The organism is Psychrobacter sp. DAB_AL62B (assembly GCF_028895345.1).
Classification (GTDB): domain Bacteria; phylum Pseudomonadota; class Gammaproteobacteria; order Pseudomonadales; family Moraxellaceae; genus Psychrobacter.
On record NZ_SAXC01000004.1, the window covers coordinates 63,676 to 78,318 of the forward strand.

11 protein-coding genes are annotated in these 14,643 nt (G+C 42.7%); 3 read left to right on the plus strand and 8 right to left on the minus strand.

The features are described from left to right. The first annotated feature begins 10 nt into the window (after positions 1-10). A complete protein-coding gene (locus tag EPB74_RS07490; RefSeq protein ID WP_274903630.1) occupies positions 11-859 on the plus strand; it encodes a UDP-2,3-diacylglucosamine diphosphatase in 849 nt (282 codons plus the stop codon). A 129-nt stretch (positions 860-988) separates the two neighbouring features. Here the strand turns inward: EPB74_RS07490 and EPB74_RS07495 are convergent, their stop codons facing one another. The 3 genes from EPB74_RS07495 to surE form a co-directional block, all read right to left on the minus strand. Further along, a complete protein-coding gene (locus tag EPB74_RS07495; RefSeq protein ID WP_274903631.1) occupies positions 989-2,293 on the minus strand; it encodes a lytic murein transglycosylase in 1,305 nt (434 codons plus the stop codon). 54 nt (positions 2,294-2,347) lie between these two features. Beyond that, entirely contained in the window at positions 2,348-3,160 is an 813-nt protein-coding gene (locus EPB74_RS07500; protein WP_079691147.1) for a LysM peptidoglycan-binding domain-containing M23 family metallopeptidase, read from the minus strand. Between the two features lie 187 nt (positions 3,161-3,347). Continuing rightward, positions 3,348-4,160, minus strand: coding sequence for a 5'/3'-nucleotidase SurE (surE, locus tag EPB74_RS07505; RefSeq protein WP_274903632.1), 813 nt, complete (start codon positions 4,158-4,160; stop codon positions 3,348-3,350). A gap of 605 nt (positions 4,161-4,765) precedes the next feature. Here surE and EPB74_RS07510 point away from each other — a divergent pair. Both EPB74_RS07510 and EPB74_RS07515 read left to right on the plus strand, forming a co-directional pair. Next, positions 4,766-5,110: an MCR_0457 family protein gene (locus tag EPB74_RS07510; RefSeq protein WP_227516735.1), complete on the plus strand. Its 345-nt coding sequence runs from the start codon at positions 4,766-4,768 to the stop codon at positions 5,108-5,110. Positions 5,111-5,676: 566 nt separating this feature from the next. After that, positions 5,677-6,843 (plus strand): D-alanyl-D-alanine carboxypeptidase family protein, encoded by a 1,167-nt coding sequence (locus EPB74_RS07515; RefSeq protein WP_079691144.1) that lies wholly within the window; start codon positions 5,677-5,679, stop codon positions 6,841-6,843. Positions 6,844-6,972: 129 nt separating this feature from the next. On the opposite strand, the gene EPB74_RS07520 is transcribed toward EPB74_RS07515, so the two are convergent. The 5 genes from EPB74_RS07520 to hisS all read right to left on the minus strand — a co-directional run bounded on the left by EPB74_RS07520 (position 6,973) and on the right by hisS (position 14,590). After that, a complete protein-coding gene (locus tag EPB74_RS07520) occupies positions 6,973-8,937 on the minus strand; it encodes a sensor histidine kinase (RefSeq protein WP_274903633.1) in 1,965 nt (654 codons plus the stop codon). 207 nt (positions 8,938-9,144) lie between these two features. Then, the gene (der, locus tag EPB74_RS07525; protein WP_079691142.1) at positions 9,145-10,566 is read right to left on the minus strand and encodes a ribosome biogenesis GTPase Der; all 1,422 of its coding nucleotides are present in this window, start codon (positions 10,564-10,566) and stop codon (positions 9,145-9,147) included. Positions 10,567-10,956: 390 nt separating this feature from the next. Then, on the minus strand, positions 10,957-12,165 hold the full coding sequence (gene bamB, locus EPB74_RS07530; protein WP_079691141.1) for an outer membrane protein assembly factor BamB: 1,209 nt from the start codon (positions 12,163-12,165) through the stop codon (positions 10,957-10,959). Between the two features lie 187 nt (positions 12,166-12,352). After that, positions 12,353-13,147 carry a YfgM family protein gene (locus EPB74_RS07535; protein WP_274903634.1) on the minus strand — a complete coding sequence of 265 codons (795 nt, stop codon included), beginning with the start codon at positions 13,145-13,147 and terminating at the stop codon, positions 12,353-12,355. 129 nt (positions 13,148-13,276) lie between these two features. Further along, entirely contained in the window at positions 13,277-14,590 is a 1,314-nt protein-coding gene (gene hisS, locus EPB74_RS07540; protein ID WP_274903635.1) for a histidine--tRNA ligase, read from the minus strand. Positions 14,591-14,643: the final 53 nt, after the last annotated feature.

A 14,643-nucleotide genomic window follows, 5' to 3' on the forward strand; every position in this document is an offset into this window, starting at 1 on the left:
ATAAAGATAAATGCAAAGTTTTAATCATTTAATAACGACCCGCCCTCATGAGGTACGGCAAGTTTTGATTAGCGATTTGCATTTATCGCCTGAAGAGCCTGCCTTAGTGCAGGCTTTTTTGGCGCTGCTCGATGATTGCCTTGCCTTGCCTGCGCTCAAGCGTCTATTTATCTTAGGCGACTGGTTTGAAGTCTGGCTTGGTGACGATGTTTATCTGTCACTATCAGAAGATGAGCGGAAGAAACATTGGCTCACACCGCTTATTGTTAAGTTGAAAAAACTACGTGTCGCTGGCTGCGAGATTTTAGTCATGCATGGCAATCGTGATTTTTTGTTGGGTCAACCGTTTTGCAATCTATTCGGTGGCGAGCTTATTTATGAGCCGTACACTTTGGCTGTTGGACAGCTGACTTATCGCTTAGAACATGGTGATGCCTTATGTACTGATGATAAAAAATATCAGTTTTTTCGCAAAATCATGCGTCATAGTATAACGCAGTGGTATTTGCTCAATAAGTCGTTAGAAAAACGCTTGGCTATCGCCGATAACATGCGGCAAAAAAGTCAGCAGAATAACGCCAATAAAGCGGCACATATCATGGATGTTAATGAAGCAGCAGTGAACAAAGCTATTTATCACTTTGACGCCCTGCTACATGGTCACACCCATCGTCCTGAAATCCACCAAAGTAATGAGGGTAAAACTCGCTATGTCCTTGGTGATTGGCGATTACTCGATAACGAAACACGCCAACCCAAAGCGAGCGCTGTTATTGGTGCGATTACAGCAAACGTAGATGAAGATATTGTTGCTGATAGTGCAGAGTTTGAATTGTTTGAATTTAACATTACTGTTTAAACTGCTACCGTCATTCTCATATAATAAAAAACTCCGTTATAGAACGGAGTTTTTTTATGCATTAGTATCGTTATTTTTAAACAACCACCGCAAATAGCGATTGTCCAAAAATAGTGACTTTACTCTATCTCACCATGACGCCAGCGAAGATGCGCTACGCTGGGTGATAAAGCCATCTGGCGTCTGACCGTTGTCTGCTTGCCAGCGTTGGAACGCATTGCGAGTATTGGTACCTACGATACCGTCTGTGCCCTTTGTATCATAGCCTGAACTGGTCAAACGCTGCTGTAAATTGCGTACTTGAGACGTCGATAATGGACGCTCATAGCGCGGCCATGACTTTTGCAAGCCACCTTGTCCGACAAGCGCTTTACCTAATAAGCTGACCCCAAGCGCGTAGCTTGATGAATTGTTATAAACTTTGATCACATCAAAATTTGGACTGAGTAGTAGTACTGGACCGTCTTTACCCGCTGGTAACCATAGCTCCATTTGAGTATTACCATCTAAGGACACGTCGGCTATCGTATCGACACCCATCGCCGCCCATCTAGCAGCAGTTTGCTTGGTACCAACGGTCGAATAATCAAATGACGATGGAATAGTTGCTTCATAAAAAGGTGCCAAACCACGTACCCAACCTGAATTGCTCAGATAATTGGCAGTAGACGCCAAAGCATCACCCGTTGCCCATGGGTTACGATGTCCATTACCATCACCATCAACCCCATGCTTAAGCCACGTATCAGGGATAAACTGAGTCTGCCCCATGCCACCTGCCCAAGAGCCATCAAGCTGTGACCAAGACACATCACCACGCTGCAATAGCGTCGCTAATGATAATAACTGAGTTTCAGCAAACTCTTGGCGGCGACCATCATAAGCAAGGCTCGCAAGTGAGCTTGGTATACTGCTATTGCCAGTCACCACGCCATATGACGATTCCATGCCCCAAATCGCAGCGATTATTTCTGCATTGACACCATACTGTGATTCTAACTGCGATAGAAATGACCGTTGCTCAGCAAATTTACGCTTACCAGTACTTACGCGCCCATCTGATACGGCAGAATCCACATATTCCCATGGCATTTTAGAAAACTCTGGCTGTCCTGAGTCAAGCGAGATGACTTGCTGATTTAAATAAGCAGAATCGAGCAGACGGCGAACCGTCGAAGCATCATGACCTGATGAAATAGCCCGCATAGAGAAATCAGATTTCCAATCAGAAAAGCTATTATAGCTTGGCTTTGCGACTGGCTTTGGTTTAATGACCGGCACTGGGGTCGGCTTCACTTGAATGGTTTGGGTTTGAGTAATTTGAACATTACCTTGACGAACAGGCTTGTTAGGCTGCTGCATCGCCTGCTGACTCGTACACCCGACCATGACCAAGGCTGGAAAAAAAGCAAGGTATTGTTTTTTTAATAACATAAGAGATCTCAAGTATGAATAAGTAAAATAGCCAAGCAACTAGAAAAATTAAATCTAACGCCCTAGTACCGCACGAGGATCGATAGGATTGCCATTTAAGCGCACTTGAAATTCTAAGCCCACTTGATTGGTTTGACCACTGCTACCCATATTTGCAATACGCTGACCTCGTTGAACACTATCGCCTTCTTTGACGAGCAACTGGCTGTTATGAGCGTAGGCAGTGATATAGTTATCGCTATGACGAATCATAATGAGCTCGCCGTATTCTGGTAGACCATTACCGGAGTAAAGCACCGTACCTGATTGACTGGCAAGTACCGGATCGCCCGCTGTGCCAGCGAACCACATACCCATCGTGCCAGCTGCCGCATCAAAGTTACGGGTTATTTGGTTGCGAGTTGGATATTCATAACCAGAGGTTGCATTAGCGGTTACTTCATAGACGGGGTTCTGTGAATAATTGGGTGCGCTCGTCACTGGCGGCGTGTAGGTTGGTTGTGCAGGCGCAGAGGTATTGTTTGAAGCATTGTAGCGATTATTATTGGTAGCACGTACCGGCTCACCTTGCCATAACTTGAGCCATTGACCACTATAAATTGTATATTTACTGTCTAAACCATTGAGCGCCCCGATTTGACGGTAACTGATACGATAGCGCTCGGCGATTTGACTGACTGTATCGCCGCGCTGTACGCGATGATAGTTAGGGACACCTTGGCCATTGGTAATAATTTTAGGTCCAGCTTGGTTAGCCGATTGGTAAGTAGGCTTCGTTGCACAGCCCACCATCGTTAATGTGGCTACCGTTATAGTGCCAACCAATGCCACTGTTGCAAAACGCGATCCAGCAATAAGCTTATTCATACAAGATTTCCTATTCTTTATGTTACTCACAAACCCCTTGTGTTACTCACAAGCATTTTGCTAACTTTTATACCATTTAGTTTTTGGCAAATACCATCATAACTAACTCGATAGTAACTATTTTCTCTCATCTTTTGCGACTAATAATTCAAACTATTTTTTATGCATGACCTGCATACAAGATAACTTATGAAATTAGTGCGGAGAGGCTATCCAGTGTGTCTGTTGGCGTATGATGTAATCGTACTGGTGATAGACTAATATAACCTGCGGCAACCGCTTGCTCATCCGTCAGGTTTATTGCAGATGATTGAACGTCTTCATTTTCTGCTGCCAGCTCATTCTGACGCTTGCGTAGAGATAACCAGTATGCATCTCGTCCGCGTGGGTCGACCATATTGTGGACAGGACGTGCAATCTGACTGTGAGCCAAAGCCGTTATTTTGCGACCTTTAATATCATCGGCACTACCAACATCAGGAATATTAACGTTTAATACGTGATAGGGCAAATTTTTGCAAGCATCTAATATGGGTGTGTCTATTAATAATTTAACAATCTCATCTGCTGCCATCTGATAATGACTGGCATGCTCTTGGCCTTCACCTTTTACCCCGCCGCCTACTAAGGACGTCGCGATAGCTGGTATGCCAAAAAGCTGCGCAGTCAATGCCGCCCCAAAGGTACCAGAAAATAAAACATCCTGACCGAGGTTGGCACCTGAATTAATACCGGTAATTACGCAGTCGAAGCGTGTATGGCGATATAACTCATGTAACGCCAGATAAATACAATCAGCAGGCGTGCCATTAACGGCAATAAAACCAGAGTTTAATTGATGAGTATATAAAGGCGTTGTGATACTCAATGCGCTCGCGCAGCCACTTTGCTCGTTATTTGGCGCAACCACCATAACTTCTCCAATACTGGATAATGCCTGATATAGTGCCAGCAAGCCTGGAGCATGAACCCCATCATCATTACTAATTAAAAAATTCATTTTTGCTCAATATACTTATAAATGACCGTCTGTCTACTTATCTGCTTTATTATCGTAAAATTGCTATAATCAACGACTCTATTGGCTTTTTATGTTGGCTGGTTTTTTATACTTTTGCTTAAGCCTAGCCACCATACTCGTTTAAATGTTTGCTCAAATATCTAATAGGTACGACTATATTTTGGGCGATTATACCCTATTAGTCCATAGACACGAACCCAGTCTTTATACAGAATTTGCTTGATAGTCGGTTTTATTGCTGCCTTTATCATTAAAAATACCGTCATTTTTTGGCGTAAAAATCTCTGATGAGGTTACAGTAGGCAACAACCCACAACAATATTAACTTATACTTTTATGTTGACGTAACTTAGCCATTTATACTACTGATATGTTGCTGTAGACCCTGTTTGGCTCACAATATATCTACACATAAAGCAATATTTTATGTGACTTTTGTTTTTTTACCCATTAACATAGCATCATTAAATAAAGATAAGCGAGTGTAATACTGAATGAATAATCAATCGATATTATCTATAGTTTCTGTAATAGCAAAGACTGCCTCAAAAGTTGGGCTCGCTGGACTGATAACGTCTGTTGCTATGCTGTCTCAAGCGACCAATGCCGCCACTAATACTGCGACAACCATACCTCTAGATCTATCTGGCATTAATATCACTAAGCACGAAATTGCGGTGATGCAAGTGCTATCAGAGATATGCCCATCGATGCTAAATGGTAAGCAAAAACAGCGCTTTTATAAATCTTATAACGTGCAGCTCCACGAGTTGATGCCATCGTTAGAAGATCCAAAAGCTGCTATTCAATACCTGTCTACACAGCAGGATTACCGCCAGATATTACAAGGTATCCGTAGTTGGACGATGGGGTTCTCTAAGCAAGAAAATAAAGCCTTATGCGAAGATTTAGCAGATGCTGAATATTAGTAGTAACATCTTATGAATAAGCTACTTTAACTAACTGATGCTAAATAGATAAAAACCGTAATAATTAACGACAATAACTCAACGGCACTATCTATCTATTCATAAACTCTATGTTGAAATACTGGATCAGCCTTGTGGAAAAGTCTCTTTGTAAGCTTAGTCATTGAGGTCACTTGCTAAAAAAGCTTGCTGCCATCCCGTTAACATAACGGGATGGCAGCAAGCTTTTTTGTGGTGAGTAAAAAAATATTCGTTAATATTAATATATATACGCTTTAAGTATATAAGTGCTTTATAAACTCATTTCTTTATAAGCCCATATTTTATAAACATAAATTCTCTGTTTTTAATCGCGTCCTATTTTATTATATTTATCGTTTCCCCATCGGTCGGCATTTTGCTAAGATAAGGCGTTAATTTTATGTCCGTTGCTTAGTCTCCTCTGCTCTCAAAAAAATCCATGGTTTAACTTGAGATTTAACATAGTCTGCCAAAGATTGTGTAAAGATATGGTGTTAGGTATAAGCGACAGATACATTTGGTTTTATGATGCGGTGTAACAATCTATGACAGTAAAGCATGTGAAAAAACAGCTGGTGCAGCTGGTAATGGGTGTCAGTATTTCTATGAGTGCAATGATGGCGAACGCAGCCATACAACCACCAGAGATGGAAAATACGGCCTATGTATTAATGGATTATAATACTGGTGAAATATTGGCACAAAAAAACGCCAATCAAGCACTCCCGCCAGCGTCCTTGACTAAAATGATGACCAGTTACATCATTGAGCAGCGCTTAGCATCAGGCGACCTCAAAGAAGATGAACAAGTACTGATGAGTCCAAATGCTTGGTGCCGCGGTAGTAGCAGCCAATCTTGCATGTATGTACCGGTGAATAAAACCGCTAGTGTCATCGATATGCTGCGCGGTATTATCATTCAATCAGGCAACGATGCATCAAAAGCGATGGCTGAACATATCGCAGGTAGCGAAGCTTCATTTGCTATTTTGATGAATGAGCAAGCGCAAAAGCTTGGTATGGAAAATACCCATTTTGTTAACGCGACCGGTATGCCTGATGAAGGTCACCAAGCCTCGGCTTTAGATTTGGCAAAACTGTCACGCGCTATCATAAAAAACAGCGGCGACTACTATGGTCTTTATGCTGAAAAAGAGTTTACCTACAATGGTATCACTCAAGGTAACCGTAATGCCCTACTCGCGACCGACCCTACGGTTGATGGTCTAAAGACAGGACATACCGATGCTGCTGGCTATTGCTTGGCGGCTTCTAGTAATCGTGATGGTATGCGCCTCATTTCTGTCATCATGGGTACAGACAGTCAGCAGGCACGTGCTGATCAGTCACGTGAATTACTTAATTGGGGTTTTGGTCATTTCACAACCGTTACCAAAGCACCTGCTGGGCAGTTTGTCAGCAAAGTACCGGTATGGTTTGGGGAGTCAGATGAAATAGAAGTTGCCACTGGTGATAACTTGCAAATTCTGACCAGTAAAACGCAAAAGAACAAAATCACTACTGTGGTCGATATTCCTGAAAGCTTAGAAGCCCCTATCAAGAAAGGTCAAGAAATTGGCAAAATGATGGCGGTCATTGATGGCAAAGCAGTCGCATCGGTGCCTATTATTGCCACTAGCGATATTGAGCAATCAGGTTTTATGAGCCGTATATGGCAACGTTTTACTCGTTGGGCGCAAAACTTGTTTTAACCCTTCATTTAAAATATAGCCTCTAAACAATAGCGCTTATATCAGTAATTTTAATATTAAAAAAGACGCCTTTATATTGGGCGTCTTTTTATATCTACTTTTATATCCGTTTTTATATCTATTTTATGATCATGCTAGCCAGCTTTTTAATAAATCACTCAGTGCTTTATCTTTATAAGTGGCAATCTCACAATAATCTATACCCGCTGCTTTTAATCCAAACTCAAAACTGTCCAAATATCGTGCCTGCTGCTGTGGATACCAAAACACTAATAACGCACGATAATCGGTCTCAGACGCACGAACACGCCTAGCTAATGACTCCGCTGTTCTTGGGAATACATCTTCTGCAAACATGAGCATGTCGACTTTTTTTGTCATCATCTCATCAATAACAAGCTGTTCATGGTGATAGCAGATGACAGACGCGCCCAAACGTTCTAATTCATCCGCTAGTGACCCTTTCTCATGATAATAGTAATATACCACTGTCAATCCACTCAGCAGCAGCTGCTGTCGAGGTTGACGTTGGTTAGACAGGGGAATGGTAAGCGTAAAGTCCGTACCCACACCTAGCGCACTGTCAACTTCAATACTGGCACTCATTAGCTGAGCCATCTGTTTAACCACTGGCAGACCTATGCCCGACCCTTCATACTGACGAGTTTGCGACGAATCTACCTGAAAGAATGGGTTGAAAATATCCTCTATAAAATTACTATCAATACCAATACCGCTATCTTTGACGTTAATCTGCCAGCGATTACTGTTATCAAAGTGGGTCAATTGCGACGTAATAGTCACTTGTCCTATAGGGGTAAACTTAATCGCATTGTTGACGAGTATCGCTAATATCTGCTGTATTTTTTCGACATCGCCCTCAAGGGTATAATCTATATGATGGATATGGCTGATTAATTCTAAGCCTTTTTGTTTGGCAGCAGGCTCAAAATCCGCCAAAAGGTCAGCGATGAGTTGCAGCGGGTTAAATTCACGCGACTGCAGACTGACTTGACCTTTTTGTATCTGATTCAACTGAATAATTTGATCCAGTGTCAAGACCAATTTGTCACTACCACTTCGAATAATATCGACCGCGTCTTTTTGCTCATGGCTTAAGTGCTCATCATCCAATAGCTGCAAACCACCGACAATTGCATTCAATGAGGTTTTTAGCTCATGGGTAATCATACTTTGAAAATTGTGCAGCTGCACATCAAGCGATAAGTCTTTGTGATGCAATTGTTGCTCAAAAACGGCAAGCGCCTGATAGTCTTGCTTTGCTACTTGTAAACGATTGAACAGAGTAATAAACGCCTGCTTAATCTGCACCAATTCTTGAAAGCTAAAACGCTGATGAATCATGGGCAATTGCTCAAGTTCTGGATTTTTTATCACGATATCGCACACTTCAGTGAGAGCCGCAATATCTTTGGATGGCCAGTTAAGCTTGCGCAGAATAAACAACGCCCAAATAATAGCCATCGCTGTAATTATGAGCCAAAGCAATAGATTGTTTTTAACCCAATTTGCACGCAGCGTTGCTACATCTACAGTAATATTAATATGGCCAATCAAGGCATTGTCAGTCGTTGACTCATCAGAAGCGTTAGAAGCGTTAGAGACAAGCGTATTGTGCGGCAAGCTTATAGCGGGTCGCTCACTGGTACTTGTTTGATTGGTATTGGTATTATCAATATCTATAGATGAGGCAACCTTATTGGTATGATCACCGACTACTGGATAATTGAAGCTGACAGTATTGGCAAATAAAGCATTTTTCCAATCATTTCTTAATTGACTGTCATCAACAATAGGCTGAGAGGTAGTATAAAATAAGATACTTTTAACACCCAGCTCACCTTCCAACAAAAAACGTACTTGCTCATTAACCACGTCGTTCGAATTTGCCGTCGAAGCACTAATGCTCAGTAAGGTAGCGAGCTGCTGAATATGCTGACGCGTCTCTTTATAATGCTGCACGAAGCCATATACAAAAGATAATAACAGACCTGCCAATACAGCCAAAATCATGGTCTGCATGATAGACTGCCAAATGAGCATAGGAAGCGTTTGAGACGGCCGGTTGTTCATATCACTCAACTGAGTTAAGACAACTTTCGATTATATTACCGCTATTTTAAAAGCGTGATAAGTGAAACATGAGATTTTAATACAAATTTTTGATACGAGGTGTTAATACGGCTTTGTCATGACAACTAAGACAGTCATCATAACAAAGCCGTATAGAACGTACTTTATCTGCTAGAAGAGTATAAAGACGATGGTAGTTTGGTAAAATTAACGCGGCTTTTTATCTTTAGTGGTAAATTTCTGCGCCCGATTGCGTTCACGTTGACGCAGCTGCTGTGCTTTAGCTTTGGTTGGCGTGTCGCTTTTATTAGCGTATGGATTGTCATTTTGTTTAAAGATAACATTGAGCGGTGTACCTTCAAGCTTAAACACCTGACGGAATTGGTTTTCAAGGTAGCGCTGATAGCTCTTCGGTAGTGATGCGGTTTGGTTACCATGAATGACAATTACTGGTGGATTATGACCACCAATATGCGCATAGCGTAGCTTGATACGGCGACCGGCAACCGTTGGTGGTGGGTTGGCGGTGACCGCGTCTTGTAAAATTTGCGTCAAGCGATTGGTTGAGACCTCAAACATTGACGATTGATAAGCGCGCAAAATAGAAGGATATAAATTACCCACATTCGTACCGTGCAAAGCCGATATCTGATGCACTTTTACATACGGGATAAAGTTAAAACGGCGATCCATTTCTATCTTAATATAGTTTTTTTGATCAGCAGTTAGACCATCCCACTTGTTAATCGCCACGACTAAAGCGCGACCCGCATCAAGCGCATAGCCAATCATATGCAGATCTTGATCGACGATACCTTCTTGCGCATCAATAACAATAACCGTTACGTTTGAGTCTTCAATCGCTTGCAGCGTTTTGATAACAGAAAACTTTTCTACCTTATCATCAATCTTGCCACGGCGACGTACACCAGCCGTATCAATTAATACATAATCTTTGCCATCGCGTTTATAAGGGATATAAATACTGTCACGGGTAGTGCCAGGCATATCAAAAACTACTACGCGGTCTTCACCCAATAAACGGTTAACGAGGGTCGATTTACCGACGTTTGGACGACCGATAATAGCAAGCTTTAAACCTCTCGGCTCCACCATGTTTTCTTGATCAGGCATATCAGCTGTCAGAATCTCTAACAGGTTGCCCACACCGCGACCGTGACTGGCTGCCATCGGATATGGTTCGCCCAAACCCAATGCATAAAATTCAGCAGGCGCCGAGTCATGCACGCCATCGACTTTATTGGCAACCACATAGACAGGCTTACCAAGGGTATGCAAAAACTTACCAATCTCGGCATCGGCACCAATCATACCTGCGCGCGCATCAACCACAAAAACAATAATATCGGCTTCATGAATGGCCGTATACGACTGCTCAGACATATAATCATCGATATCGCCTCTGCCATCGTCCGCTTCACCGATACCACCGGTATCTACGACGATAAATGCTTTACCTTCATATTCGGCATCACCATATTGACGGTCACGAGTCAGCCCTGATAAATCGGCAACTAATGCTTGACGACTTTTAGTGAACTGGTTAAATAAGGTGGATTTACCGACGTTTGGACGACCAATTAAGGCGACCACAGGCTTGATACTCATGGGTTACTCTCAGTGAAGGGCACAATGACGGACCATACGGTTATTCTTATAAAATAGTAGCGAATAGCTGCACGTGACCGTAAATTTAAATGAATAATAAAAAATAAAATGATAGCGAAAAACAATAATTGGTTATTTTACGATTACTAGTTATGCTGGTTAAATCATATCTAGGTATTATTTATAAGGATTGGGTATAGCTATTATATATAGATAACGCCGATAATGCACCGGTCGCATAGAGTACGCGAAAGCCCCTATTTAAACAAGCCATTTCACAAGGCACGAAACGCTGACAAAGCAGCGTTTTTTCTTAACCTAATTATCAGCCTGCCTATTTAATGAGTGATAGGAAAAAACACTCATTAAATAGACAGAAACTCATAAGAATTAGCGTGCCAACTGCCAAATAGCCACTTGCCCTGAAGTACTTTGGGTCATCAAGCGGCTACCTTGTACTTGCAAATTGGTCAACGCCCCTTTGGTTTGTACACGGCTGACGATCTTGCCACTGGCTGGGTCAAATAAATGCACCACCCCATCAAAATCACCTACTGCGATATAGTTGCCAATCATCACAGGATTGGTTAAGTGACGATAAGCCAACTCTTCGCTTTCCCACAAAACCTCACCGTTACTGCGGTTGTAAGCAACAACTTTACCATCTAAGCTAGTGGCAATAACTTGCTGGTTGTTTACTGCAAGCGCTTTTAAGCTGGCAAGCTCATTGACGAACATGACTTGCCGTGAGGCTAAATCGATGCCTAATAACTGACCACTATAACTGATGGCAAATAATTGATTGTTATCTACCGTCGGCGTTCCATCGACATCGCTCATGCGCTCAACTTCACTGCTGCCTGTACCAACACCAACGCGTCTTGACCATAATGGCAAACCATTATCCGCCGTAACCGCATGTAAACGTCCATCAGCCGTGGCCAACAATGCAGTCTTAGCATCTAATAAAGTCGGCGCTGCACTACCGCGCACACTAATAGCAGGCACTTGAGTAGCAAACTGCCAGACTGATTGACCAGTCTGTAGCGATAAGCCATGTAAAAAGCCATCATTAGCCGATAGGATAACGCGATTATTGGTAATGAGCGCTGCCGTCAACACTGAACCGGTTAATTGTTGCTGCCAGCGTTTTGCGCCAGTTGCACTGTCAAATGCCATTATTTGACCGCCACGGGTACTAATAATAGCCGTTTGGCTCAATGCATCTAGTGCGACACCGCCTGTGATTTGGTCGCCGACATCTACTGACCATAAACGCTGACCCGCCTGATCAAAACCTATCAAGTCACCACCGCGTGATGCCGTGACGATTTGCGAGTTAGCATAGCCAACTTGTAAATCAAGGGGATCTTTTTTGCTGACTTTTTTATTGCCGACGTCCGTACTAAAAACAGGCTGCAACACACTAATCGGTTGCGCAATTTGCACCAATTTTACGGGGTCATTAACGACTGGCTTAATACCTCGGTTACAGCCAACGACCGCAGTTGCCATCACTGCAATTACTGCTACGTGCATGACCGTCGACCTCATGGTCTTGGCTTTTATAGTTTTGTTAGAGCGAATAGCTAGGGTCATTATAAGGTCTCACTACAAATAAATTAATCATTAATAAATAAGCGATCAGCAAGCACGTGGTGAATAATAATACCGTACTTTGAATGAGTACTGATTATTCATATTATTCTACTAGCTTACTGCGCTACTTCGTTTGTAGAACAGTTTGAAGTATTGCTATATTGGTTAACAGATTCGAGCTGAGCAATTATGCGCCAGCGCCTGTAGCATCCTCTGTCGAGTCTTCAATCACTAACGGTTGCGTTGTTGCAGTAGACTCTTGGATAAGACCGGTTTGTTCTTCGATAGGCTCAGGTACGATACCCAGACTTTCCATTTTCAACGCTAATACTGCACGTGTTTCTTTACGATTACGTAACAATTCCCAAGCATTATTGTAAGATTTGATCGCTGAGTCTTTATTGTCTTGTGCCAAGTAAATATCACCTAGCAATTCTTGTTGGCTGGCTTCAAACGAGCTTGGCATATCATTATTGGCTTCGGTTAATGCTGCCTTTGCATCCCCTGCTGCCAACAGTGTTGTCGCATAGCGCAGACGAGTGATTGCTTCTAAGCCTGGATCACCTAAATCAATGGCTAAGGCTTTTTTAAAGGTTTCACTAGCAGCAGCAAAATCATCACTATCGACTTGCTGACGTGCTTTAATCATCAGTGCCTGCCAAGCATAGACAGATTGACCATGTGTGTTCACCAAAGCATCAATATCTTTATTTAGCTGGGTACGGCTCTCAGCCAATGACGCTTGTGCTTCAGCTTCTAGATCTGGGTTTTGCGCTGCTAAGCTGACTTCTTCATTCAAACGCTGAATATCAGCATAACGATCCGCCGCAACCGTATCTACTCGCGCATGATTGTTCTGCCAATAAGTCCAGCCAAAATAGGCGGCTAATGCTAGCAAAATCGCAGTGACGATATAGCTGCCATATTGCTTTAACGCTTGCATTGAGTTGTCTGCATTCGGCGAATTAGGGGTCAGAGCCATATACTTTTACCTGATAAAATTTATATTAAATTGCTAAAGCTAAGCGCATTGGCATATAAGAACAATACCATTAACGACAATGCCATGTTAACTCAAATAATTAGCTAACCAGTTTAATGCGAGCAAAGATTAATGGCGAGCAAAATTCTCTTTATTCGACAACCACTCTTGCGCGGCCGTGCGTTGTTCACCGGTCTGCATATCTTTGATGCTGATCGTTTTATCATCAAGCTCTTGCTGGGCGATAATAACGGTCAATGCAGCGCCTGATTTATCGGCCTTTTTCATTTGTGCTTTCAGGCTGGTAGCACTTGCCATTTTTACTCGCAAATCTGGACGGCTATAACGCAAGTCTTGAGCATAACCAATACCGGCACTATAAACCTCCGGATGGGCAACCACAAAGATATCGCAAGCTGGCAGATCAGCTATTGGGGCGACGGCTTCAATCAGCAACAATAAACGCTCAAGCCCCATTGCAAAACCAACCGCTGGTTCAGATTTTACCGGCTTGCTATTCTCTTTATTATTCTCTTTGCTATCACGCGTATCCATAGACTTTAGCTGTCCGACCAGGCCATCATAGCGACCACCGGCACATACGGTCGCTTGACTACCAAGCTTGTCAGTTACCCACTCAAACACCGTTTTATTATAATAATCAAGACCGCGCACTAAGTGCGGATTGATCTCAAAATTGATGCCAAGTTCAGTTAAATAGGTTTGAACTTGCTCAAAATGCGCCACACTTTCCGCGCCCAAAAAGTCAGCAAGCTTTGGTGCATCTACTAATAGCGCTTGGGTACTGGCTTCTTTACTATCTAGAATACGTAGCGGATTGGTCGTCAAACGACGTTTGCTATCGTCATCGAGCTGCTCTTGCTTATCAGTCAAATAAGTCACCAGTGCTTCGCGATAAGCGTGACGCTCATCAATCTCACCCAAGCTATTTAACTGTAAACGCATCTCGTCTTTTAGACCCAATGCTTGCCACATCAGATGCGTCATCGCAATCAACTCTGCATCCGCATCCGGTAACGCACTACCAAAACTCTCGACACCCAGTTGATGAAACTGACGATAACGGCCTTTTTGCGGACGCTCATAACGGAACATCGGACCAATATACCAAAGCTTAGGTGTATCACCACGTAAAAGATTATGCTCGATGACTGCTCGTACCGCCCCTGCCGTCCCTTCAGGACGTAACGCTAATGGCGTTGGCGGATCAGACTTATCAGTAAAGCTATACATCTCTTTTTCGACAATATCAGTTGCGCCACCAATCGCACGGGCAAATAAATCGGTTTGCTCAACGATAGGCAGGCGAATATGCTCATAACCGTACCTGCCCAGCACGTCAGCCAATATCGACTCTAAGTGCAGCCATTTTGCAGACTGTGCAGGCAAAATATCATTAAACCCTTTAATAGCTTTAATCATGGTACGGTCGTGTCCTTAAAATTTTTAACAAGTATCTTTATTATTTTTTACTC